Raw genomic sequence first — 22982 nt, 5'->3', positions numbered from 1 at the left:
CCTGCCTTTCGTCATATCGTCACGAGCAGCGCGCTGCCGAGTCCGCCGGCAGCGGCAATCGCCGCCAGCCCCAGCGCTCCCGGCTCCTCCTTCTGCATTTCATGCCACAACCGCACCGCAAGGATTGCGCCGGATGCACCGATCGGATGGCCGCGCGCCAATCCGCCACCGCTCCGGTTGAGCGCCGATGACGCCACGCCGATCCCCTCTGCACAGGCGATTGCCTGCGCGGCAAAGGCTTCCATGATCTCGGCGACGGCGATCGCCTCCGGAGCAACCCGCTGCCCTGCGAGAAGCTTTTTGGCCGCGCGGATCGGCGCGGCGCCGGGCATTGCCGGATCGTCACCGCATCGGGTTGCGGCCATGATCCGCAACGGCCGCCCCACATTGAGACGCCGCAGCATCGTTTCGGACACCACCAGCAGGGCGGCGGCGGCGTCGGCCTCGACCGCGACTGTCGCGCGCGTCACGCCGGACACCTCATCGCCTGCGATCGGCGGCAAACGCGAACACAGCGCTTCGGTCAGCGCACGGGGAAAGGCATCGCGCGACAATCCCGCCAGCGGCACGATCTCGCCGGAGCCGGGAGGATTTTCGATCGCCTTACGGTGGCTTGCGATCGCGAACGCATCCTGCCTCGTCCGCGAGATGCCGAATGTTTCGGCGAGCACCGCGGCGGCGGCGATCATATCCGGATCGCGCTCGGGCCACGGCGCGAAGGGCGGCCTGTCATACGGCTGCGGGGCCTCGCCGGCATGGCGCGGCCGTCGCGCACGCAGTGGCGCGCGGCTGAAACTTTCGACGCCTCCCGCGATGACAGCATCCGCGCCACCGCTGGTGACCCGGTCCGCAGCCATCATGATCGCATCGAGCCCGCCGCAGCATTGACTGTCGATGGTCAGTGCCGGAACACGATCCGGCAGTCCCGCGCGCAGTGCGGCAAGCCGCACCGGATTGCCGCCGCCATACAGCGCGTTGCCGAAGATCACGTCATCGATCGCATCCGGCGCAATGCCGCAATCGGACAAGACGGCACGGATCGGCGCTTCGCCGAGTTCGTCGGCTTCCACCGCCTTGAACGCACCGTTGCGCGGCGCGACGCCGGTGCGGCGCGCGGCGACGAGATAAGCGGCGGTCACGGGAGCGCCTCGCACACGTCGCTGTCCCAAATGCTGCGCAGCGCCTGAAAATCGTTTTTGCCGGACGACGTCAACGGCCACTTCGGCGGCAGCGCGAACCGGCGCGGTATCTTGTAGGACGGTAGACGGCTGCGGGCATGGCCGATCAGGTCGGACGAAGCAACGGACATCTCCGGATGGAGTTTGAGCAGCGCCAGAAGCCGCTCGCCCCGGCGATCATCGTCGACGCCCAGCACCGCCGCCGCCGTCACCGCGGGGTGGCTCTCAAGCACGCGCTCGATCTCTTCCGGATGCACGTTCTTGCCGGACGTAATGATCATCCGGCTGGCGCGGCCAACAAGCCGGAGATAGCCGCGTTCATCGAGAACGCCGATGTCACCGACGGACACCGCGTCACCATCGCGCAAGAGCGCCGTTGTATTCCCACAGGCGTAGTCGATGAAAACGAAGGGACTGGCCACGAACACCTGCCCGGCCTCACCCGACGGCAGTCGGCGCCCGAGATGGTCCCGGATCGAGAGATCGACGCCGGAAAATGCCCGCCCGACCGAATCGGGCGGCACATCCTCATCATCCTTCACAACCGTAACGAAACTCAATTCGGAAGCACCGTAGAATTCGGCGAAACGCGCGCTTGGGAAATGGTCCCGCAAATCGTCCATCGCGCGGCCCTGCCATTTCGCGCCTGACGACAGAATCCAGCGCATCGTCGCGAATGGTGGCGCGCTATCACGCATGGCCGCGTCGACGATCATTTCAAGCTGTGTCGGCACGCCATAGAGCACGCTTGCCTGATGCGTCGCAATCAGCCGGCAGACCAGATTGGGGCGAAACTGCCGGCAAAGGATGACGGTCGCACCGACGTACAATCCATGCGCAAGCCCGTAAAGAAACAGCGAGTGCGTCAGCGCGCCGGGGGCGAGCACGACATCATCCGCGTTTATATCGAACTCGCGGTCCCCTGCCCGAAAGCTCTCGACCCACGACGAATGGTGGCGTCGATATCCTTTCGGCAGACCTGTCGAGCCCGACGTGAACCCGACATAGAACGGCGTCAACGGATCGGGCTGCGGCACCGACTGGAACGAGGATTTCGCCCCGATTGCATCCGCAACAGTCTCGAACGGACCGTGGGCATCAATCACGGCCAGTGCACCCGCCCCACCGGCCAGCGCCGGATCATGACTGACCACGAGACCCGGCGAGAGCTCCCTGAGCGCAAGCCGCGTCGTCTCGACCGGCCAATTGGGGTCGAGGACCTGCGCCTCCCGCCCCCCGCGCGCGGCGGCAAGAAACAGCAGCGCCAGCGCCGGACCGTTCGGCAAATGCAAGGCAACGCCACGTCCCGCCGGAACGACAGCCGCAAGGTGAGCGGCGAGACGATCCACGGCCAGATCGAGCTCCCACCAGGTAATCGCGTGGCGATCGCAAATCACCGCGATGCGGTCGGGGCTCGCGCGCGCATGTCTCGGAAGCGTTGCCGTGATGGTTGGGTGATCGGTCACGTCCGGCTCGCGATCGCAGCCGGATAGCCACGATACGAAGCCTCTGCGACGAAGGCCGTCGCCAATGCCTTCAGAAGATCGCCCGGCACGAAGACGGCCGTGGCGACAAGCACCTGCAGCAGGCTCATCCGCGCCATCACCATCAAGCCGAAAACACCGCAAGCGTATTCCACCACAATCCCGCCCACGACCGCGGCAACGAGCGCTGCGGCGAACACTGGCAGGGCCTTCAACCGCTCCATCGCGAGACCCGCGACAAATGCCGCGGGAATAAAGCCGAGCAGGAAGCCGACCGACGGTCCGAACAGCACACCGAGCCCGCCGCGACCACCCGACAGCAACGGTGCGCCGAGCAACACCACGAACAGGAACAGCAGCACCGCCAGTGCGCCGTGGCGCGGACCGAGGATAATTCCAGCCAGCATGACTCCAAGGGTCTGCGCCGTGATCGGCACGCCCATGGCGATCGGCAACATCACTCCGGGGAGCATTCCCAGCACACCGATGACGGCCGCCATCAGGGCAATACGGACAATGGCTCGCGATTCCACGTGATCTCTCCTACGATAGCTTCCGTTGACGATCGGCGGCAGCCGTATCGAAGCCCCTTGCATCGAGCGATTCCGCGACCCGATCGGCGAGTTGCAAAATATCGGCAAGGAAGACAGCCACCAGCCGCACCGGAACGCGACGGTGGGTTCGCGCCTTCCAGGCCTCCTCGCGGGCACGCCATCGCGTCAGCAGAACCGGGACAAAGCGCAAGACGAGCGCCACCGCAAGCGCCATCTTGCGCGGATTGACGCCAAGCGGACGAAGCAGGCTGAAGAACGGCGCGAGCACGTCCATCAACGCGGTCATCGTGGTGGTCATGCTGACGAGATCGGCGAGCAAAAGCATTGTCAGCAACCGCAGGCTGACGACAGCCCCCGCGTGCCAGCCGCCTGAGAACGCCTGAACGCCGCCGATGATGAGAAGCAGCGGCACCAGGGGCCGCAGCAATGCCAGCCGCGCGAGCCCCGGGCGCCCGAAGCCTGCATAGGTTGCAAGAACGAGCGTCAACACGCCCGCCAATATCCGCCAGTCATCGACCGGCAGCAGCACAAGGCTGAACAGCGCAAGGCCCGCAAGCTTGACGCCAGCGGGCACGCGATGCAGCCACGTCTTTGGCGCGAGGCCGTCGGTCATCATACCGTGGCGAGATCCGCTTCAGCGGCCATCGCTGCATGCTCACGATAGGCCGGCAGCACATCGGCAGGTGAACCATCCTCGCGAATGCAGCCCGCGTCCAGCCAGATCACCCGATCGAACTGCGCGAGCAGGTCGAGATCATGGGACGCCATCACGATCTGCTGCGGCAACCTCATGATCTTGCGGGAAAGCACCAGCCGGGTCGGAAGATCGAGGCTCGAGAAGGGTTCGTCCATCAGCAGGATCGACGGCTCGGTGGCGAGCACCGCCAGAATGCAGACAAGCTGCTTCTGGCCTCCGGACAGCTCATTGACATTGCGATCGACCCATCCGGTGCAGCCGTGCTGCTCCAGCAGCGTCAGCGCTTGATTTCGCGCCTGCCGGGCGGGCATCCCGCGTTCGGTCAGTCCGAATGCGATCTCCTCGCCGACCGTCGGGAAAATAAGCTGATGGTCCGGGTTCTGAAATACGAAACCGACCTGCGCCGGCAGTTCCTTACGATGACGCGCCGTATCGAGCCCCGCCACGACAATCCGTCCACTGCTCGGCAAGAGAAGCCCGTTGATCAGGCGGAGCATCGTGCTCTTGCCGGATCCGTTGTCGCCGATCACGCCGATGCGCTGCGCATCAAGGCGAAGCGCCGGGATCGAAAGAAGCTGGCGGCTTCCGCGTCGTACTTCCGCGCGTTCAAAAACTATCTTGCTGGCAGAAGCCAGTTCATCGCCTCTGGCTATGGCGGGAAGTTCTCGCAAAACACTAGACATGCACCTGACCATCAAGGGACTCCATGCCCATTTTCCTTGGGACACGGGTCGGGATAATCAGCGCACTATAGTCACTTGAGACGGCCATCACCACCACTGGTCAGGACAGCATTCCCATTGCTGCATCCCCAGCACGTTGGCCATATCCGGATCGCCCAGTCCGATCAGAACGTACGTCCTGGAGGCCTGTAGCACCCGGACGGTGAGAACGACCAAAATCGGCCAAAAATAGTTCCGGCGCGAACGCCGGCAAAATGTCCCTCCCCGCTGGTGCGAACGCGGCTACCTGAGAGCCTCCGTCGAGACAACATGACTGCCGAGGCGCAACTCTTCATGCGACATCCCGAGGGCAAGGCCCACCAGTTGCGGGAGATGAAGAACCGGCATGTCCAGCTTGGTGCCGGCATCCTTCTCAATTTCCTTCTGGAAACTATCCAGCACGGTATGGCACAGCGGGCATGGCGTCACCATCGCGTCTGCACCGTTGGTTTTCGCCGACTGGATGTGCTGGCCCGTCAGCTTGATCGAAATGCGTTCGTCATGAGCGGCGGTATGAAAACCACAGCACTCCGTTCGGCCGGTATAATCGACCGGCTTGCAGCCAAGTAACATGGAGAGCTGCTCGAGCGATTGATTATTGCGGGAATCTATGAAGCCGTATTTGCCCGGCGGTCGCGTAATGTGGCAACCATAAAAAGCCGCGACCGACAGTCCGGTCAGAGGGTTGACCACGAGTTCGCGAAGGCGCTCGGCGCCGATGTCTTCAAACAACACCCACAAGAAATGGGTGACGCGGGTCGTGCCTTTATATTCAAGGCCTTCCTCGGCGAGCCGCAAATTCACCTGCCGGGCAAGATCTGCGTCCTCTGCGAAAATCGCGTTGGCGTCGATAAGGTTAAGTGTGCAGGTATTGCAGATCGTCATCAGCGGCAATTGATCCCGCTCGGCGAGTGCGAGGATGCGCACATTGAGCGCAAGGAATCCGACAGGGTCGATTGCCCTGATCTCGCGGGCTCCTGTGCAGGTAGCCGACTCGAGCTCAGTGAGCTGCAAATCAAGCGCGACCGCAACCTTACGCATTGCCACGTTAAGTTCGGCACAAGTGCTTTTCGCCGAACAGCCGGGATAATAGGCGAATTTCATGATGCAGCCTTCTATCGATCGAGGATACGGGACGCCGCGTTCGCTGCGCTCCCGTTTTTCCCGAATAAAGTTTTGAGTGGATTGATCTTGCCGCGAAGCAGAAGCCGCAACGCACGCCCGACCTGCAGCAACACTTTCGCGCCCTGAACCCGCATCACAAGTTCGCTCGGGTCGATCCGTCCTCGTGAGGCGATAATTGCCCGAAACACGATCGAATGCCGCGCGGCGTGAGGAACCAGGACAGCGGTCTTCGCCTTCAAAGGCTCGATGATCCGGGTCACGATCGGAATCTTGGCGGGGCAGACTTCCTCACATTTATAGCAGGACACGCAGTTGAAAATTCCGGCATGTTCGAGCGCGCTCGCTACTTTCTTCGGGTCGTTCCGAACATCGAGGGCTGTTTGCGCCAGTTGGACCAGCGGCGCCGGTCCCGCAAAATCCGTGAGATCGCCGAGGCCGACGACGGGACAGGCCGAAAAGCACGACATACAGCTAATGCAATCCAAGGCTTTGGACGCATTCTTCATGTCCTTGTGCGACAGCGGTTCAGGAAAGCCGGCATAGTCAGACGAGCGTTCAAGCCAGGGCTCGAATTTCGCGACACGCGCCTCATACGGCGACCGGTCCACCACCAGATCGCGGATGACCGGCAGATTGCGCAGCGGCTCGATCGTCATTTCGGGCTCGACGCTTTCCCAGCACGCCAGCACTTCCCGTCCGTTCATGCGGACGGCACAGGTGCCGCACATCTTGGATCCACATAGCCAGCGGTAGGCCAGATCGGTCGCGAAATGCTCCGCGACATAGTTGAGCGCATCCAGAACGCGCATCGAGGTATCGTAGGGAACCACAAAACTTTCAAAACCGGATTGATCGGCATGATCGGCATCGAACCGCAAAACGCGAATATGCACCGGATCGCCTGGCTGGAGCCGTGTGTTGCGCGCCAGCAACCCGTCGAAATTCTCGGCCTTGCCGATACTTCGCGCGTCGACCTGCACGTTCATCGCGCACCTCCAGACATCGACAGTGTTCGGCGCGCATTCACCACGGCACCGTCATGTTGTCGCGACGAGCGAAACCGGGTTGATAGAACGGCAGTTCGTAGGGACGTTGCTCGAATCGAAACCCATTGTCGGTCTTGACCATGATGTTGGCTGCCAGCCAGTTCTCATTGTCGGTTTCCGGGAAGTCCGTTCGCATGAACGGACCCCGGCTCTCGCGGCGCTCAATCGACGAATGGATAACCAGCTCCGCGGCGTCGATCATGTTGTGAACGTCGATCACGTCCAGCCATTCATAGTTCGCGACCCTCGTCCGGTTCTTGATCTTCATGTTGGGCAGCACCGACGTGCGAAGGCGATCGAGATCCTCCAGTGCACCGGTGAGGCCGGCGAGATTTTTCTCGACACCCACCTTCTCCCACATGATGCGGCGGATCTGCTCCTTGACGGCAACCGGCGAAAATCCGTCACCGGGCATTGCCAGCAAGGCCTCAATGCGCAGCCGCTCCGCTTCGACCTGGTCTTCCGGAAGCGTTGCGGGTTGAAGCTGGTCGAGATCGGCGGCAATGCCGTCCGCAACCGTCTTTCCGTCGAATGTGACCAGCGCGATCAGTCCGTTGCTGTGTCCGCTAACGCCACCTGCGACGTAGAGCCCGGGCACCGAAGAACGCATGTTCGAATTATCGACCAGAATTCCGCCCTGCCGGTAATGCGCTGTGACGGCAGTTTCGATCGGTCCGTTTTTGGGCTCCCGGCCAAGCTGATAGAACGGCTTGCCATAGGTCGTGTAGGCATCGATCTCCTTGGAATCGACGTGATCGAAACCGGCGAAATAGCCGCCATCGTAACGCGCCTTGCCTGCGTGCACCTGCTTCACCAGCGCCTTGAGCTGAACGGTGTAAGGCGCAAACGCCATCGGATCGTCGACCTGCTGATTGAAGAATTCCTCACCGGAGGAATTCACCATGCGCGCCGAGTGATCCGAACCAAGCACGGGGTTGGGATATATCTGGATGCGTTGCCAGGTCGGTGGATGGGCAACATCGTTGGTGTGCCACCACTGCATCTCGAGATTGACGAGACTGGCCCCGGCCCGCCATGCCATTGCGATGCCGTCGCCTGACATCTCGCGCGTACCTGTCGATCGCATATGCAGACGGTCTGAATAACCGGTGGCCAGGACGACGGCACGCCCCAGCACGACGGAGTATTCGCCCGTCATGCAATTGACCGCGAAGACCCCACACACGCTGCCGTCAGAACGCCGCAGCAACGATGTGACCGACGTTTCTTCGAGCCTGCGGATACCGGCTTTCATCACCTGCTTGCGGCGCAGATCCATGAACGGAACGCCCGAATTGCCCTGCGTGTTCGCCGCAACGCTTCGGATCTTTCCGGGATTGGTCACCACGTTGCCGTCGTCGTCGCGGCGAAAATAGAGACCGGCCTCCTCAAGCTCGGGATAGTAGACGTTCTCGATCCACTGACCGCAGCGTTTAGCCCATTTCTGGTCGATCAGAAACTGGTTGTGATACCTGATCAGAAATTCCGCCGTGTTACTTGCCTGTTCCGGCGTGTTGCCGAGCAATCCACCACCGATGACGAGATTTCCGGCGAAAAGAGACGCGCCGCTTTTGCCAACGAGACCCTTGCAGACGATGACCGACTGGATTTTCTTCCGGGACAATTCGAGCGCTGCATAGCAACCGGCGGCGCCACCACCCACAACGACAACATCGGTTGTTATGATCTGCATGGATCAGGTCTCTTGCTGCGCCTGAGCGGTAAACTCGTATCGCCCCGGACCCTCGCCCCGTGACAAGGTTGATGATCAGAACGGCCAGCCCTGTGCAAAACCTAGTGTGGTATAGCGAGCGCCGCATTAGGCGTTTATGCACCCGCCAGTGCTCGCTTGCGACCGGCCGCACAAGCCATTTGCGTTGATCAACGCGCCCGCCCGCGACAATTCGCGCGCCCGATCGGCCTGCAGCAATATTCTTTGTAAATTTCGTATGTTACGCATATCCGGCGAGGAGGAATTAAGATGTCGAAGCTGGAAAGGCTGGCCTGGGACGACCTGCGGGTCGTCCTCGAAGTCGCGCGACAGGGCAGCATTTATGCCGCCGCAAAAATTCTCAAGGTCGACCACTCGACGGTCACCCGGCGCGTCGCACAAGTCGAACTCATCCTCGAGCAACGGCTTTTTGACCGGTCCAATCGCGGCATCCGGCCACGCCCGGAAACCGAGCAGCTTTTTGAGCATATCCGTCAGATGGAGGTGCATGCCGCTGCCTTGAACGAGGAACTCGGGCGGACCATCGGAACGCAGACCCGAACCATTCGGGTCGCAACGATGGAAGGACTGGCAAGTGGATATCTCGCCCGGCGGATTCAGGAGATCACGATGGATGACGCCGGCATCCGCATCGAATTGTTCAGCAACCCGCACATCGTCGACCTCCTGAAGAAAGAGACCGACATCTTCCTCAGTTTTTTCGATCCATTGATTCCCGGCCTCATCAGCCAGCAGATCGGCGAAACCGCAATCTACCTTTATGGTTCGAAACGTTATTGCGCGAATCATGGCCTGCCGAAATCCCGCGATGAACTCGAGTCGCATCGCTACGTCGGTTACATTCCCGAAATGATCACCATCGAATCCGTCAGATGGCTGGAGCAGCTCGTTCCTAATGCGAACCTGGTATTTTGCAGCAACAGCGTGATCGCCCAGCGCAATGCCGCGATCGCCGGCGCCGGGTTGGTCGTTCTTCCGACATTTGTCGGCGAAGAGGCCGGGCTGTTTCGGGTTTTACCCGATCAGATCCGCAGCCTGCGTCCGGTCTGGATGTCGGTGGGGCGCGATCAGCATGTTTTGAAAACCATCAGCCGCTCGGCCAAAGCAATTGCCCGCATCTTCGCCGCAGATGAAAAGTTCCTGCTCGGAGAATCACCGTCGCTTGAAGAGCCCTCCGTTACGATTCCGGCCGTGAAATTCTGACACCACGCTCGGGTAACCGGCACCGTTATGCCGATTACCCAGCGCGCCTGACGCATCACACCGGCATTGCCGACAGATTATGGCGGACCGGCATGTTCTTCAGCAGGTCCTCCTTCGGCACGCGCTTCTGGAGCGCCAGCTTGCCATTCACCACGCGGCTAATATAGCAATCCATGATGCCGACATGATCTTCCTTGCGGATCATCTTGTCGCCCTGCGGATGCCCAAGCGAGTTCTTCATCTCCATGCCTTCAAGCGCCTGGATGACACCCTCGACATCCTTTCGTGTCTTGTAGCCGGCCTTCTCGATCGCCTGCTTGAGCGCGAACAGATCTTCCCAGGCCTGCCAGCAATGGCTCTTGTCCATCACCGCCTGACCACCAATCAGGCGGGCGTCCATATCGTCGATATTGAGCCGCTTGTTGAATTCCTTGTGGTATTCGTCGTTCTTGGACGAAAGCATGCGCGGGAAGTTCTCGAAAAAGTAGACGCCTTCCGCGGCGCCCTGGATATCGTCCGGAGCGATCGACTCGATGCTCGCGGACGATGAAAACATCTTCATCTTCTTGTCGAGACCCATGCTCTTGGCCTGCGTGTAGAAGCCAAGCGATAGCGAGCCGATAAAGGCCGGCAACAGCACTTCGGTGTCGGCCGAAATCTGCGCCAGATAAGGCACGAAGTCCTTGGTATCGAGCGGCACAGCGATGCTGTTGATGATCTTGCCGCCCGCCTTTTCGATGAAGGCGCGCGATTCCTGGTTGGTGCTCTGCCCCCAGGCGTAATCGGCATAAATGATCGACCAGGCCTTGCCGAAGTTTTCGACGCACCACGGCATGCTTGCCGCGGCGATCGAGTAAGTGTCCGTACCAGTGCGGAACGAATAGCGCGTGCCTTTCGATCCCGTTGCCTCGGTCGCCTCGCCGGTCGAAAAGTAAATTGTCTTCAATTCGGACGCGATCGGGATCGCCGCGAGCATCACCCCGGAGTGGACCGATCCAATGACGAACTCGGCATTGGCGCGCTGGATCAGGTTCCTGAGCTTTCGTGCGCCGCTCGCGGGATTGGATTCCGTATCTTCGGTGGCCAGTACGACCTTACGGCCGGCGATGCCGCCACCCTGATTGATGATATCAGCGGCGGCGCGCGCCGCCTTGTCATGCCACACACCCCACGACGATATCACCCCCGTCATATCGCAATGGTGGCCAATCACGAGCGGTCCCGAGGACTGCGCAAAGGCATCCCTCATGATGGTCAGATTAGCGGTACCAGCCGCAGCTCCCCCCGCGAGAGCACATCCGAGAAAGCTGCGGCGCGACAATTTCTTGGCCATGATATTCTCTCCTTGGAAGCCGGGATTAACGCGATAAACCAAGATAGCGATGCACAATCGAGGTCTGCGATTTCAATTCATGCGACGTGCCGGAATAGACCACGGTGCCCTTCTCCATCAGGAACACCCGCGGGCAAAGTTTGAGCGCGGTTTCAACGTTTTGCTCGACGAGCAAGATCGACACCCCACCCTGGTTGATGCGGTAGATTTCGCGACGAATCTGCGACACCAGCAGCGGCATGATGCCTTCCGTCGGTTCGTCGAGAATGATGAGTTTTGGGCGCATCATCAGGCAGCGGGCGATGGCCAGCATCTGCTGTTCGCCACCGGACAGCGTGTTTCCAGATTGCTTCAGCCGCTCTTTCAGGCGCGGAAAGCAGGTGAAGACGTAATCTTCCCGCTCAAGGTCGCGCTTGCCGGGTAGCCCGATGCACAGATTCTCAAACACCGAGAGATTGGGAAATATGCCGCGGCCCTGCGGGACGTATCCAATTCCCGTACGCGGCACCTTGTGCGGCGCCAGACGCGCCAGATCGACGCCGTCGAATTCAATCGATCCGCCGCTTTTGGGCGCGAGCCCCATGATCGCGCGGAGCGTCGTGGTTTTTCCGACGCCGTTACGCCCCAGCAGCGCGGCCGACTCGCCAGGCTTGATATCAAGATTCACGCCCTGAAGAATGTGCAACTTACCGATATGAACGTGAACATTCTGGAGGCTAAGCATTTTCGGCCTCCTCGATGTAGTCTTCATCTTCGGGTCGACCAAGATAGGCTTCGCGAACACGCTCGTTGTTCGCAACTTCTTCGGGGCTGCCGGTCATGAGGATGGCGCCTTGCGCCAGAACGGTGATGTCATCGGCAATGCCGAACACCACCTCCATGTCGTGTTCGATAATGATGATGTCGATCTTGCGCGCAAGTTCACGGATTTTGGCAACGGCGCGCTCGGTCTCCGCCGGGCTCATCCCGCATATCGGTTCATCGAGCAGCAAAAGACGTGGATCCGAAATCAACGCCATGCCGATCTCCAGCATGGCGACGTCGCCGTAGGATAGCGTTCCCGCAATGCGATGGGCGAGTCCGGTCATCCCAACCTGCTCCAGCGTGTAGTCAACGCGCTCGCGCGTCTCCCGGTCACGCGACGCCGGACGAAATGGATGCAAAAATCGCCGCGTCGCTTGCCGCGTGATCCACAGGTTTTCCATGACACTCAGTTGGTTGAACACGCTCTTGATCTGCATCGTCCGCTTGATGCCAAGCCGGCTGATCTCGTGCGGACGCAAGCCGGTAATGTCGCGACCGTGAAAGAAGACGCGACCACTATCGGCTTTCAGCAGGCCGGAAATCAGATTGAAAAGTGTGGTCTTGCCGGCGCCGTTCGGACCGATGATCGCCTGCAGGCGGCCGCTGGGCAGATTGAGGCTAAGATTGTCCGTGGCGATTAAGCCACCGAATCTCTTGGTGAGGTTTTCGGTTCTAAGGATCGCTTCGCTCATGACTCGATCCGTAATTTGGCCGGAGCAGGACGATCCATGCGCGGCGCGGTGATGCGATCAAGGCCGTCGCGCCAAAGCCCGACGATGCCCTTCGGCGCCAGGATGACGGCGAGGATCGCCAGCACACCCACGATCAGCGAGTGATGCTCCCAGTGCGTCGAAACCACCTCGCGAATAATGATAAACAGCGTCGTGCCGACCACCGGGCCGAACAGCGTTCCGGCGCCGCCGACAATGGTCCACACCAATCCCTCGCCGGAGACGTGGTAGAACATGTAGGACGCCGAGGCGTAACGGCCGAAGAAGGCAAACAACGCGCCGGCAACACCGGCCAGAAAGCCGGCCATGACAAAGGCGGTCAGACGCACCAGATAGACGTTGAGGCCGACCAGCGACGCCCTCACATCGTTCTCCCGCACGGCCATGAATGCCTTGCCGAGCGAACTGCCGATAACGAGGTGCATCAAGTAGAAGCAAATCGCCACGGTCGCGAGAATGAAGAAATACTGAAAGTTCGGATCGGCGAAACTCCACTGCGCGGAGCCGAACGAAAACGTCGGCGGCAGGACGAAGTTGATGCCGTCATCGCCGCCGGTAAGCCATTTCATGCTCACCGCAAGGAAATAGAAAATCAGCGAAAAGACGACCGTAATAATCGCAAAATAATGCCAGGTCAGACGGACGGCAAAAATGCCCGCGATCAGCGCCATGGCCATCGAAGCAAAGATTCCCAGGCCGAAGGCCGGCCAGAACGACAGGCCGAGATGATCGATGCCAATGCCGACACCGTACATGCCGAAGCCGAAGAACAGCGCCTGCCCGAACGACAACAATCCGACATAGCCGAACAGAAGGTTGGTGCTGGCCGCAAACAGCGACCATATCAATATCTCGGCAATAACGCTGACCCAGAAGCTGTTGATCAGCATCGGGACCGTCCATGGCACCGTCAGCAAGAACACGGCGCTGACGAGCATGACGACACGCTCGATCCAGACGCGGCGATTGGTTGACGGCGTCACTTGGCGAACCCCTTGAACAAGCCTTGCGGGCGCAGCAGCAATACCGCGCTCATCAGCACCAGCGACGAAATCCGGGCGACGGTGGGATTGGCGACGCTCTGAATGACGCCTTCCATCAACGCCAGAAGAATGGCCGCCGCGGCAGTGCCCGGCAGATTTCCCAGACCGCCGATGATGACGGCGATGAAACAAACCGGCAGCAGGTCGACGCCGCCGCGGAAATCAACCGTCGTAATCGGCGCGGCAACGACGCCGCCGAATCCGGCAAGCGCAAAACCGATGGCAAACGTCATGACGTAGACAAGCTTTGCAGGGATGCCCATCGCGGTCGCCGTTTCGCGATCATGCCGCACCGCGCGCATCCACGTTCCTATTTTGGTGTAGTTCAGGAATAAGAAGAACGCGGCCAGCGCAGCGATCGAGAAGCCGGCGGCATAGAGCCGGTAGATGTCGTACTGGATGCCAAACAACGGCATGGTGCCTTCCACCGGCGGCAGAATGCGGCGCGGCGTCGCACCGAACGTCATACGCACGACTTCCTGGAGGATCAGCGACACACCGAACGTCGCAACGATCGACAACGCGGCGGCACCGCGGATCGGCTGAATGACAATGCGCTGGATCAGCGCGCCGAGAATGAGGCAGATCAGCGGGACGAGGAGAAATCCGATCCAGAAATTTCCAGTCGCCTCCAGCACGAACCAGGCCAGCACGGTCCCGACCATAAAAAAATCGCCGTGCGCGATGTTGATGATGTCCAGCAGTCCAAAGATAACCGAAAGGCCAAGCGCGATGAGCGCGATAATCAGGCCCCAGATCAATCCGTTCAGGGATAGCAGCAGCAGTGTGTCGACCATGGCTGAATGCGACCCGTGCACGAATGAAAACCAATCTCTCCCGGCAGGAGCGCCGGCCGAAAAATAGTAACCGCGCCAAGCGAGGGAGAATGCTTCTTCAAATCCCGCAACCGCTCGCCGCCACATTCCCGGAGCGCGGACCTGAAACACGCAACCTCAACTAAGTCAGTCAGGCGACCACTTGTTTGCGCAGCCAGCAATCCATTTTTTTGCACTACGTTGTGCGGAATTGTCTCGCTGCTTGGTCTTAAACGAGTGCGATGCACCAAATCAGCGATGACCGCGCGACAATGACAATGTTGGGGGAGAATTGTCGGCCGCTAATCGCGGTCGCTGTCGACGCATCGCACAAAAGTGCGGCTTCATATCGCAGGTAGCAGACTAAGGACCAAGTTCGAAAAGGTTTTGCGGAATTCGTTGCACGCATAAGATGCGGGTAAATATCAGGCCCGCTCAGAACTTCGCCTTGGTGATCCCGCACGGCGACTGATCCGCCTTGGTGAGACTCCCCTGTCCGCGACGTTGATCGCGGTTGCCACCCTCCTCATCCAGGCGGCGGAAGGTGTCGTTAAACCGGATCCACGCGCCAATCAGATCGTCCTGGGTATCTTGGCGGACCGATCGCGGACGAACTGGATGATGCGGCTCTTGTTCCTGTCGATCTCTTCATCCCGCGCAATCACTGCCAGTACCGCTGTGAGCTGGTCCTTCCGGCCAAAAAACGGGATCGCTATTGCACAGACCTGGGGGGTCAAATGCCCCCGGTTGATGGCGAAATGCGTGGACCTGATTTCGTCAAGCGCAGTCTTGAGAGCCTTACGATTGCGAACAATCGAGCCGGCACGGTCACTCGCGGCAAAAGCTTCGTCGATGAGCGGCCGGGTGATGACCGCCGGCATCAGTGCACAGAACACCAATCCGGTCGCGGTCGCCAGGGTCGGAAGCACAGCACCGACTTTCATGGTCATGATGACCGGCTGGCTGCTGTCCTCGACGTGCACGATGGTTGGGCCCTTGTTGCCCCATACCGAAAGTGCAACCGACTGATCGATCTCGTCGCGCAGCTCGCGCTGCACCCGGATCGCTGCCTGCAACGGATCGTGGGCCGCGATGGCCCGCAGGCCGATTTCGAATGCGATACGGCCGAGCGTATAGTGCCGGGTTGCGGTATCCTGCTCGATCAAGCCGCCACGAACCATGCTGTCGAGATAGCGATGGACCTTGCTCGGCGGCATCCGCACCGCCTTGGCCAAATCCTTCAGGGCAAGGCGCGGGCCTTCGTTCGAAAACGCCTCGACGATGCGACAAGCAACGTCGACGGACTTCACCCCTGAATAGCGATCGGACATTGGGCGGGTTCGGTTTGCCTTCTTCACGCGATGCAACCCCGTCAGCCTAGCGCAAACCGCAACGCGACCCAACTCCGAACAACGTCAGGGACCGGCGTCAGTGACGCCGGCCCCTGTTTTCAATGTGCCGTCAGTAGGGTTTCCGCATCATTCCGACGCAGATTGCGCTCACAATGCCGGCCGCCAGCATATATGTCGCGATCAGCCACGGCGTGTTGCCGCCGTATGCGAACAAGGCGGTCGCCACCAGCGGTGTGAGCGAAACCGAAATGATCGCCCCAATCTGGTAGATGATGGAAATGCCGGTGAAACGGACGGGCGTATCGAACATTTCGCAGAAGATCGCCGCCTGCGGCCCGTAGACCGGGGCGTAGATGATGCCGAGCGCGAAAACGATCGCGGCCGACGCCCAGAAACTGCTGCCGGAATACTGCATCAGCCAAAGCATCGGGAAGCCCGCGATTCCGCAGATCAACGAGAACCAGATGTAAAGCTTACGCTTGCCCACCCGGTCGGCCCAGATCGATGCGAACGGAATCGTGACCGCCAGCGCCAGCGCGGCCACGGTGATGGCGGTAAGAACCGTCGTACGCGGCATCTTGGCGGCATTAACCAGAAAGCCGACACTGAAGATGGCGTAGATGGCGAACACGATGCCATCGATCAGGCGAGCGCCCCAACCAAGCACAATATCGCGCTTGTAGTCACGCAGGACGTCCAGGATGGGCGCCTTGGCGATCTTCATGCCCTCCTTGGCGCGCAGGAACTCCGGCGTTTCAAGAATCCTGAGCCGGATGAACATGCCGACCGCCAATAGGAATACGCTGAGCAGAAACGCAATGCGCCAGCCCCATGCCAGAAATGCGGCGTCGTCCATGGCGAGCGACAACAACGTGATGACGCCGGACGCGAGACACAAGCCGACCGCCAGCCCGATTTGCGGATAACAGGCGTATTGCGCACGCGTATTCCGATCCGAATACTCGAATGCCATCAGAACGGCGCCACCCCACTCGCCTCCCATCGCGAGACCTTGAACAACGCGGAGCAACAACAGCAGCACCGGCGCGGCAATACCGATTTGGGCGTACGTCGGTAACAAGCCGATCAGAAAGGTTGCCACGCCCATCAATGACAGCGTGAGAACCAGCAGCGGCTTGCGGCCAATCCGATCACCGAAATGTCCGATAATGATGCCGCCGATCGGCCTCACAACGAAACCGACGGCGAATGTCGCATATGCCAGCATCACCGATACCACCGGGTCGCCGGCCGGAAAGAACAGCTTGTTGAAAACGATGGCACTCAGCGTCCCGTAAATGAAAAAATCATACCATTCGATCGCCGTTCCGATCAGGCTTGCAAAGGCAACCGTCTTGACAGATTGGATACTCGCATTGTCTTGCGTCGCAGCATAAGTCGACATGTTTGTCCCCCCGTTCATAACCCATGCATCGTTGCTATCGTCTGTCCACGGCGTGGACTTTCCGTTCGATCGTGTTTCCCTGCGGCCCGATATTGAGGTTTTCGCTTCTCGTGTTCGGCGTGTCCCCGCCGGATTCAGTTTCGGTTACATCGCCATGCAGCCGCACTGCTGACTGCGGCGTACGGTTGACGCTCAGCTCGAAAATATCGAAGCGGTTATAGTGGCCGATGATGTCATGATACTGCTTGGGCTCGATACAACGGTCGAGATCGAGTTCGGCGTAGACGATCCCCTCATCGTCGATCAGCGGCTCGGTGATCAGTCGGCCATCCGGACCGTAAATTCCCGAGAACGCAGCCGGCGTTCCTGACAGCATCGCACGCATCGGCTCGTCGAGCGCCAGCATGTCGACGATCTCCGGTGACATCGCCGAACACGACACGATGGTGAACACCTTGCCTTCGAAGGAATGTGCACCGGCGCGAATCTGAATCGCCGTCGGCATGTCGTAATCCTTCACGAACGGAAAGCCAATGTAGTTGGCGATGTGAATCATTTCTCCCTGTGCCAGCAACGAAAAACGCGCGAGAGTATTGGTGTTTTCGCCGCACGCGAGCATTCCTACGCGGCCAAGCTCGGTGTCGTAGACGCGGATGCTGCTGCCGTCACCGCTCGCCCATGTCAGCTTTTCGGCAAATGTCGGTACGAGCTTGCGGTGCTTGCCGATCACACTTCCCTGCGGCGAGATCATGATATTGGTGTTGTACAGCGTCGCTGTGCTGATCGGGCTTCGCTCGTTGATGCCGATAACGACATAGGCGTCTGCCGCACGCGCCGCACCGCAGAGGGTAGCGATCTCCGGGCCGTCCATCTCGACCGAACTCAGGCACAGCTTCTTGAACCATTCGCTGCCTTGCAGCGGCGTCATGCACCAGTTCCAATAGGGATAGCCCGGTATGAAGACTTCGGGGAAAACGACAAGGTTGGCGCCATTGCTCGACGCTTCCGCAATCAGACGACAGGCTTTCGCCACGCTCGCAGCACGATCTAGAAAGCAGGGAGCCGCCTGAACGGCGGCGGCCTTGAATTTCGGTAGGGTATCCATTGACGTCCTATCCTCTCAGTCTGGATGACGCCGGGAGCCTCCGCTAAGCCGCTACATAAGTCATGTGCAAATGCCGAAACGAATTACGCATGGCGTAATTTTCGCCATATTCCGATGAGTGCAATTCTGGAGCGCGAGGGCAGAGCTTGCCTGCCACAAGGGGACCCGATGCGCCCTTGGCCACTCCCTGAAAGGATCACGATCCAGTTCCGTAATCTCGACGAGGGTTTGACAGAATCCCGCGAGCAAGGGACCGATTGATGGTCACGACGGCTCGAAGCTCTATCCGGAATGGCGTGAAAGTGGCGCGCTCCGAGAGATTCGAACTCCCGACCCTCGGAATCGAAATCCGATGCTCTATCCAGCTGAGCTAGGAGCGCGTCCCCCGGGTTATCCATGAAAAGACAATGGTTTTCAACCACAGAGGTGGCTGCAAACCGCAGAACCAACCCGGACGTGCACACGGTTACAGTGACCGGCGACCTGTGCCGAACCGATTGGGGGCGCTACGATCAGGCACGGACCGCACGCATGTACCCCCATCAACCCGTATAAAGTCTTTTCACTTCGACGATAATTTTCCCGCTATCGACAAGCCGGTGCTGACCAATCGGCGAAAACCGCTCGCTGTCGCAAGAATCTTCACCTACTCTAGGTGGAATCGGGACGCTGAGGAGTTGTTACGGTGGTGGCCGTAGACTACGGGCGGGATGCTTTCGACTTCATCGATGGGCTGAACAGGCACACGACGGTTGTCGGCGTGATGGATGACGCGGAGCGCGCCTTCAATCGTTTCGGTTTTGAAACGATCATTGTCGCCGGGCTGCCCCTCAATCCGAACGGCGATTTTTCATCCCGGGTGATGGCGAAGCGATGGCCTGCCGGATGGTTCGATCTTTACACGCAAAATGACTACGAGCACGACGACCCCGTCGTCCGTCACTGCCGGCGAACGACCCAGCCCTTCGAATGGGCGGAAGCGCCTTACGACCGGATCAAAGAACCCCGTGCGGCGGAGGTCATGAATCGGGCCACAGATTTCCGGATGTCGAAGGGCTTCATCACGCCGATCCACGGTCTCGGCGGATTCAAGGCTGTCGTCTCCCTCGGCGGGCAGAACATCGATCTCAATCTTCGCAGCAAGCCCGCGCTGCACATCATGTCGCTCTACGCCTTTGAAGCCATATGCACGCTTATGGATTCACAACCCGCAACGAGTTACGGGCTGACTCCGCGCGAGCGTGAGACCCTGTCCTGGGCATCACAGGGCAAGACGGCTTACGAGATCGGCGCCATTCTTCATATCGGACAGCGCACTGTCGAAGAGCATCTCACGACGGCGGCCCGGAAACTCGGCGCCTCCAATCGCACTCACGCCGTCGCGATTGCGATCCGCAACCGGATCATCGTCCCATAGGACCCTCACGCGATTTTGGGCGGAACGATTTGCCCTGCCCGCGATTGATATCGGCGTTGGGTAGCAAGGAGTTGCGTTGTGTCGTGGGATCGCCGGTTCGGGAAGATGGAGGGTCTGCCCAACGGGCGGATCGGAGAAACGCCTCGACACCCCGGCAACGGCGCTAGATCTCCCGGAATCTCTCCCAAAGTAAAGTATGACGGCATGGAACAGCGCGTCGCCATGCGTGTGGTGATCGAGAGAGCTGTCGAGAGCGGCCCGGTGGAAGTCTCTCAGATCAGCAAAGTCCGCACCGTCCGGCGCAGCACCCCGTCGAAAGCCGGAAACAAGCCCACTCCTCCCGCGCCCAAAGGACGCAACGCGTGACCGAGGGGCAAGATTCACTCCTGAGCGAACCGATAACAGGCCGGAGTGCCGGAGTAATGACGTGAAGGATTCGGACACGTTCCGGCGCAACGCCGTGAACTGCATGCAGATGGCCGAAAGCGCCAAGGACGAGGCCTCGTTCAGGCGCTTCAAGCGCATGGAAGCGGCCTGGCTTGCGCTCGCCGAAGAGCAGGACTGGCTGGACGGGAACAAGCCTGCCGGTGAGCAGCAGCAATTCTCGATGCACGGCTGACCAGAAAAACCGCCCGGTACGCGGGTCGTTGATGGGGTCACTACGATGCGTGTCACCCCCTCTCCACTCCTCTCGGCTTAACTGAAACCCACCGCATATCCGTCATATCGGCTCCACACTTGACGGAGGCCTTCTTATGTATCATATGAAGTTACATGAGACGCGACGGCAGACTTTCAGCGACACTCCATGCCTTGCTTCATATGGCAGACCAGAGTCGGCCGATGACCTCGGCGGAACTCGCAACCTGCATGAACACCAACGCGGTCGTCGTTCGCCGCACCATGGCGGGCCTGCGCAAGGCCGGCTTCGTGCGCTCCGAAAAGGGCCATGGCGGTGGCTGGGAGATCGCCTGCGATCTCACCAAGGTGACGCTGAAGGATATCTATGAGGCGCTGGGCTCGCCGGCGTTGCTGGCGATCGGCATTCATCTCGAAGGCCCGCCCTGCCTCGTCGAACAGGCCGTTAATCAATCGCTGACCGGTGCGTTTCAGGAAGCCGAGGCCTTGCTGATCGGCCGTCTCGGCGACGTTACCCTCGCCGCGCTCACCGACGACTATCGCCGCCGCGCCGCAAAATTCAAGAACCACACATCGAGAGTACGCACATGACCTATGACGCCATCATCGTGGGCGGCAGTTATGCCGGCCTGTCCGCAGGACTGCAGCTCGCCCGCGCCCGCCGCTCCGTTCTGGTGATCGACGAAGGCCTGCGGCGCAATCGCTTCGCTGAAAGCTCTCACGGTTTCCTCGGCCAGGACGGCCGCGCGCCTGGTGCGATTACCGCAGAGGCCCGCGCGCAATTGCTGGTCTATCCGAGCGTCACCTGGCTTGCGCCCGCGCCGCCGCGTCGCGCAAGACCGCGGATGGATTTGCCGTCGAGGCCGCAAATGAAAGCCACCAAGCGCAGCGCCTGATTCTCGCCACCGGCGTTGGAGATCAGTTGCCGGACGTGCCGGGGCTTGCCGAGCGCTGGGGCAAGAGCGTGTTCCACTGCCCCTATTGTCACGGCTACGAATTGAGGCGCGGCCGCATCGGCGTCATCGCCTCGTCCGAATTGTCGATGCATCACGCCCTGATGTTACCGGACTGGGGCGAGACAACACTGTTCCTCAACGAGGCGTTCGTGCCCGACGACGGGCAGATGGCGCAACTGCGCAAGCGCGGCGTCACGCTGGAGCGCCAGCCGATTGCGCGGATCAGCGATCATGCGACGGTCGAACTGAGTGATGGGCGCGCCGTTGCGCTCGACGGTCTGTTCACGATAACGCGGATCAGCCGCGCCGATCCGCTCGCCGAACAACTCGGCTGCGACTTCGATCACGGCCCCATGGGTCCGGTGGTGAAAACCGATGCGATGAAGGAAACCACCGTACCCGGCGTGTTCGCCTGCGGCGATATCGCGCGAATGGCCGGCAATATCGCACTCGCGGTCGGCGACGGCACGATGGCCGGTGCCGCGACGCATCGCTCGCTGATGTTCGCGGATTTGTGAGCATCCCCTCGGAAACCGATTAAAGGAGAGTGCTCTCCGCGACTGCGTCATGGCCGGATTTATTCCGGCCATCCACGTTTTGGCCGCTCTGAAAGGAATACGTGGATGCCCGGGACGAGCTCGGGCATGACGATTCCAAACCTCAGACAACAGATGACCTTCGATAGAGCATCGGATTTCGATTCCGAGGGTCGCTTGCAGAATCATGCATTTGACGATCCCGCCTTCGCCGCCTCGATCATCTTGCCGAGCTCGACGAAGTGGCGCTTGCGCGGCGAACTGCGCCGCCACGCCAATCCGATGGTGCGCTGGGGCTCGGGATCGGCGAAGCGCATCAGGTGAATCTCGCCGCGCCTGGCCTCGAGCGGCACGGCAAGTTCAGGCAACAGCGTCATGCCGAGATCGTTCACCACCATCTGCACCAGAGTCGAGAGCGACGACGCACCGAAAGTGTTGATGCTTTCGATCCGCCGCAGGCTGCAGAACGCCAGCGCCTGATCGCGCATGCAGTGCCCCTCCTCCAGCAGCAGCAGACGGTCGCCCTTCAGCAGGTCGGGCGTCGCGCGCACGCGGTTGGAGACGCGATGCGATTTTGCCATCGCCAGCAGGAAGCGATCCTCGAACAGACGGATGGTTTCGATGTCGGGATGCTCGACGGGCAGCGCGAGCAGCAGCAGATCGAGTTGGCCGTCGAGCAATTCGCGGGTCAGGAGCTGGGTCTGGGTCTCGCGGATATGGAGATCGAGATCGGGAAACGCGCTCCGCACCGCCGGCAGAAGCTGCGGAAGGATGTAGGGCGCGATCGAGGGGATCACCCCGAGGCTGAGCGGCCCGGACAACACATCTCCCTGCCGCCGGGCGACATCGACAATGTCTCGCACGTCGGCCAGCACCCGCGCCGCGCGCTGCGCGATGTCCTTGCCGCCCTCGGTCAGCATCACGCCGTTGCGCCCGCGTTCCAGAAGCTGCACGCCGAGAAACTTTTCGAATTCCTGAACCTGCATGGACAGCGCCGGCTGGGTGATCGCGCACAGCTCGGCTGCCCTGCCGAAATGCAAGGTCCGGGCGACGGCATCGAAGTATTTGAGCTGCCTGAGTGAAACCATATCGATCAGTTTTTCTT

Annotated in this window: 21 protein-coding genes, 1 tRNA gene and 1 pseudogene; 5 read left to right on the top strand and 18 right to left on the bottom strand. The window is 60.4% G+C overall.

The window, feature by feature from the left end; translation table 11 throughout:
- Nucleotides 1–11: 11 nt before the first annotated feature.
- From ASC80_RS04655 to ASC80_RS04620, 8 genes are all read right to left on the bottom strand, one after another.
- The gene (locus tag ASC80_RS04655) at nt 12–1139 is read right to left on the bottom strand and encodes an acetyl-CoA C-acyltransferase (RefSeq protein ID WP_056293265.1); all 1128 of its coding nucleotides are present in this window, start codon (nt 1137–1139) and stop codon (nt 12–14) included.
- Nucleotides 1136–2644, bottom strand: a complete 1509-nt coding sequence (locus ASC80_RS04650; protein ID WP_056293264.1) for an AMP-binding protein — start codon at nt 2642–2644, stop codon at nt 1136–1138. Before ASC80_RS04650 ends, ASC80_RS04655 begins: the two co-directional genes overlap by 4 nt.
- Nucleotides 2641–3195, bottom strand: a complete 555-nt coding sequence (locus tag ASC80_RS04645) for a biotin transporter BioY (protein WP_056293261.1) — start codon at nt 3193–3195, stop codon at nt 2641–2643. Before ASC80_RS04645 ends, ASC80_RS04650 begins: the two co-directional genes overlap by 4 nt.
- Nucleotides 3196–3205: 10 nt before the next feature.
- A complete protein-coding gene (locus tag ASC80_RS04640) occupies nt 3206–3829 on the bottom strand; it encodes an energy-coupling factor transporter transmembrane component T family protein (RefSeq protein WP_244487183.1) in 624 nt (207 codons plus the stop codon).
- Nucleotides 3829–4443 (bottom strand): energy-coupling factor ABC transporter ATP-binding protein, encoded by a 615-nt coding sequence (locus ASC80_RS04635; RefSeq protein ID WP_244487182.1) that lies wholly within the window; start codon nt 4441–4443, stop codon nt 3829–3831. The genes ASC80_RS04640 and ASC80_RS04635 overlap by 1 nt, the downstream gene beginning before the upstream one ends.
- Before the next feature lie 435 nt (nt 4444–4878).
- Entirely contained in the window at nt 4879–5739 is an 861-nt protein-coding gene (locus ASC80_RS04630; protein WP_056293255.1) for a CoB--CoM heterodisulfide reductase iron-sulfur subunit B family protein, read from the bottom strand.
- Between the two features lie 11 nt (nt 5740–5750).
- Nucleotides 5751–6746, bottom strand: a complete 996-nt coding sequence (locus tag ASC80_RS04625) for a succinate dehydrogenase/fumarate reductase iron-sulfur subunit (RefSeq protein WP_056293252.1) — start codon at nt 6744–6746, stop codon at nt 5751–5753.
- 37 nt (nt 6747–6783) lie between these two features.
- Entirely contained in the window at nt 6784–8499 is a 1716-nt protein-coding gene (locus ASC80_RS04620) for an FAD-dependent oxidoreductase (protein WP_056293248.1), read from the bottom strand.
- 288 nt (nt 8500–8787) lie between these two features.
- Here ASC80_RS04620 and ASC80_RS04615 point away from each other — a divergent pair, with 288 nt between their 5' ends.
- The gene (locus ASC80_RS04615) at nt 8788–9741 is read left to right on the top strand and encodes a LysR family transcriptional regulator (protein WP_056293245.1); all 954 of its coding nucleotides are present in this window, start codon (nt 8788–8790) and stop codon (nt 9739–9741) included.
- Between the two features lie 55 nt (nt 9742–9796).
- On the opposite strand, the gene ASC80_RS04610 is transcribed toward ASC80_RS04615, so the two are convergent.
- The 9 genes from ASC80_RS04610 to ASC80_RS04570 form a co-directional block, all read right to left on the bottom strand.
- The gene (locus ASC80_RS04610) at nt 9797–11074 is read right to left on the bottom strand and encodes an ABC transporter substrate-binding protein (protein ID WP_056293242.1); all 1278 of its coding nucleotides are present in this window, start codon (nt 11072–11074) and stop codon (nt 9797–9799) included.
- A gap of 25 nt (nt 11075–11099) precedes the next feature.
- Nucleotides 11100–11798 (bottom strand): ABC transporter ATP-binding protein, encoded by a 699-nt coding sequence (locus ASC80_RS04605; protein ID WP_056293240.1) that lies wholly within the window; start codon nt 11796–11798, stop codon nt 11100–11102.
- Nucleotides 11791–12570 (bottom strand): ABC transporter ATP-binding protein, encoded by a 780-nt coding sequence (locus tag ASC80_RS04600; RefSeq protein WP_056293237.1) that lies wholly within the window; start codon nt 12568–12570, stop codon nt 11791–11793. The genes ASC80_RS04605 and ASC80_RS04600 overlap by 8 nt, the downstream gene beginning before the upstream one ends.
- Entirely contained in the window at nt 12567–13592 is a 1026-nt protein-coding gene (locus ASC80_RS04595; RefSeq protein WP_244487181.1) for a branched-chain amino acid ABC transporter permease, read from the bottom strand. Before ASC80_RS04595 ends, ASC80_RS04600 begins: the two co-directional genes overlap by 4 nt.
- The gene (locus ASC80_RS04590; RefSeq protein WP_056293234.1) at nt 13589–14449 is read right to left on the bottom strand and encodes a branched-chain amino acid ABC transporter permease; all 861 of its coding nucleotides are present in this window, start codon (nt 14447–14449) and stop codon (nt 13589–13591) included. The genes ASC80_RS04595 and ASC80_RS04590 overlap by 4 nt, the downstream gene beginning before the upstream one ends.
- Nucleotides 14450–15039: 590 nt before the next feature.
- Nucleotides 15040–15798 carry an IclR family transcriptional regulator gene (locus ASC80_RS04585; protein WP_056293231.1) on the bottom strand — a complete coding sequence of 253 codons (759 nt, stop codon included), beginning with the start codon at nt 15796–15798 and terminating at the stop codon, nt 15040–15042.
- 130 nt (nt 15799–15928) lie between these two features.
- Nucleotides 15929–17224: an MFS transporter gene (locus ASC80_RS04580; protein WP_056293228.1), complete on the bottom strand. Its 1296-nt coding sequence runs from the start codon at nt 17222–17224 to the stop codon at nt 15929–15931.
- 34 nt (nt 17225–17258) lie between these two features.
- Complete coding sequence (locus tag ASC80_RS04575; RefSeq protein ID WP_056293227.1) at nt 17259–18329, bottom strand: carbon-nitrogen hydrolase family protein; 1071 nt, start codon at nt 18327–18329, stop codon at nt 17259–17261.
- Nucleotides 18330–18632: 303 nt separating this feature from the next.
- Nucleotides 18633–18709, bottom strand: a tRNA-Arg gene (locus ASC80_RS04570).
- A gap of 305 nt (nt 18710–19014) precedes the next feature.
- On the opposite strand from ASC80_RS04570, the gene ASC80_RS04565 reads away from it, so the two are divergent.
- The 4 genes and pseudogenes from ASC80_RS04565 (at nt 19015) to ASC80_RS04550 (ending at nt 21859) form a co-directional block, all read left to right on the top strand.
- The gene (locus tag ASC80_RS04565) at nt 19015–19746 is read left to right on the top strand and encodes a LuxR family transcriptional regulator (protein ID WP_056293226.1); all 732 of its coding nucleotides are present in this window, start codon (nt 19015–19017) and stop codon (nt 19744–19746) included.
- 427 nt (nt 19747–20173) lie between these two features.
- On the top strand, nt 20174–20365 hold the full coding sequence (locus ASC80_RS04560; RefSeq protein WP_056293223.1) for a hypothetical protein: 192 nt from the start codon (nt 20174–20176) through the stop codon (nt 20363–20365).
- Between the two features lie 155 nt (nt 20366–20520).
- Complete coding sequence (locus tag ASC80_RS04555; protein WP_056293222.1) at nt 20521–20976, top strand: Rrf2 family transcriptional regulator; 456 nt, start codon at nt 20521–20523, stop codon at nt 20974–20976.
- Nucleotides 20973–21859 (top strand): annotated as a pseudogene (locus ASC80_RS04550) (NAD(P)/FAD-dependent oxidoreductase). Before ASC80_RS04555 ends, ASC80_RS04550 begins: the two are co-directional and overlap by 4 nt.
- A gap of 203 nt (nt 21860–22062) precedes the next feature.
- On the opposite strand, the gene ASC80_RS04545 reads toward ASC80_RS04550, so the two are convergent.
- Nucleotides 22063–22965 (bottom strand): hydrogen peroxide-inducible genes activator, encoded by a 903-nt coding sequence (locus ASC80_RS04545; RefSeq protein ID WP_056293220.1) that lies wholly within the window; start codon nt 22963–22965, stop codon nt 22063–22065.
- Nucleotides 22966–22982: the final 17 nt, after the last annotated feature.

This window comes from Afipia sp. Root123D2, assembly GCF_001425835.1.
Classification (GTDB): domain Bacteria; phylum Pseudomonadota; class Alphaproteobacteria; order Rhizobiales; family Xanthobacteraceae; genus Afipia.
The sequence above is the reverse complement of the archived record's forward strand: the minus strand, read 5'-3'. Positions and strand labels throughout refer to the sequence as shown.

What these genes read in the sequence shown, in the direction of transcription:
- ASC80_RS04640 (WP_244487183.1), bottom strand. Translation starts at nt 3,829, where the DNA reads ATGACCGACGGCCTCGCGCCAAAGACGTGGCTGCATCGCGTGCCCGCT.
- ASC80_RS04630 (WP_056293255.1), bottom strand. Translation starts at nt 5,739, where the DNA reads ATGAAATTCGCCTATTATCCCGGCTGTTCGGCGAAAAGCACTTGTGCC.
- ASC80_RS04625 (WP_056293252.1), bottom strand. Translation starts at nt 6,746, where the DNA reads ATGAACGTGCAGGTCGACGCGCGAAGTATCGGCAAGGCCGAGAATTTC.
- ASC80_RS04620 (WP_056293248.1), bottom strand. Translation starts at nt 8,499, where the DNA reads ATGCAGATCATAACAACCGATGTTGTCGTTGTGGGTGGTGGCGCCGCC.
- ASC80_RS04615 (WP_056293245.1), top strand. Translation starts at nt 8,788, where the DNA reads ATGTCGAAGCTGGAAAGGCTGGCCTGGGACGACCTGCGGGTCGTCCTC.
- ASC80_RS04610 (WP_056293242.1), bottom strand. Translation starts at nt 11,074, where the DNA reads ATGGCCAAGAAATTGTCGCGCCGCAGCTTTCTCGGATGTGCTCTCGCG.
- ASC80_RS04605 (WP_056293240.1), bottom strand. Translation starts at nt 11,798, where the DNA reads ATGCTTAGCCTCCAGAATGTTCACGTTCATATCGGTAAGTTGCACATT.
- ASC80_RS04600 (WP_056293237.1), bottom strand. Translation starts at nt 12,570, where the DNA reads ATGAGCGAAGCGATCCTTAGAACCGAAAACCTCACCAAGAGATTCGGT.
- ASC80_RS04590 (WP_056293234.1), bottom strand. Translation starts at nt 14,449, where the DNA reads ATGGTCGACACACTGCTGCTGCTATCCCTGAACGGATTGATCTGGGGC.
- ASC80_RS04585 (WP_056293231.1), bottom strand. Translation starts at nt 15,798, where the DNA reads ATGTCCGATCGCTATTCAGGGGTGAAGTCCGTCGACGTTGCTTGTCGC.
- ASC80_RS04580 (WP_056293228.1), bottom strand. Translation starts at nt 17,224, where the DNA reads ATGTCGACTTATGCTGCGACGCAAGACAATGCGAGTATCCAATCTGTC.
- ASC80_RS04575 (WP_056293227.1), bottom strand. Translation starts at nt 18,329, where the DNA reads ATGGATACCCTACCGAAATTCAAGGCCGCCGCCGTTCAGGCGGCTCCC.
- ASC80_RS04555 (WP_056293222.1), top strand. Translation starts at nt 20,521, where the DNA reads ATGAGACGCGACGGCAGACTTTCAGCGACACTCCATGCCTTGCTTCAT.
- ASC80_RS04545 (WP_056293220.1), bottom strand. Translation starts at nt 22,965, where the DNA reads ATGGTTTCACTCAGGCAGCTCAAATACTTCGATGCCGTCGCCCGGACC.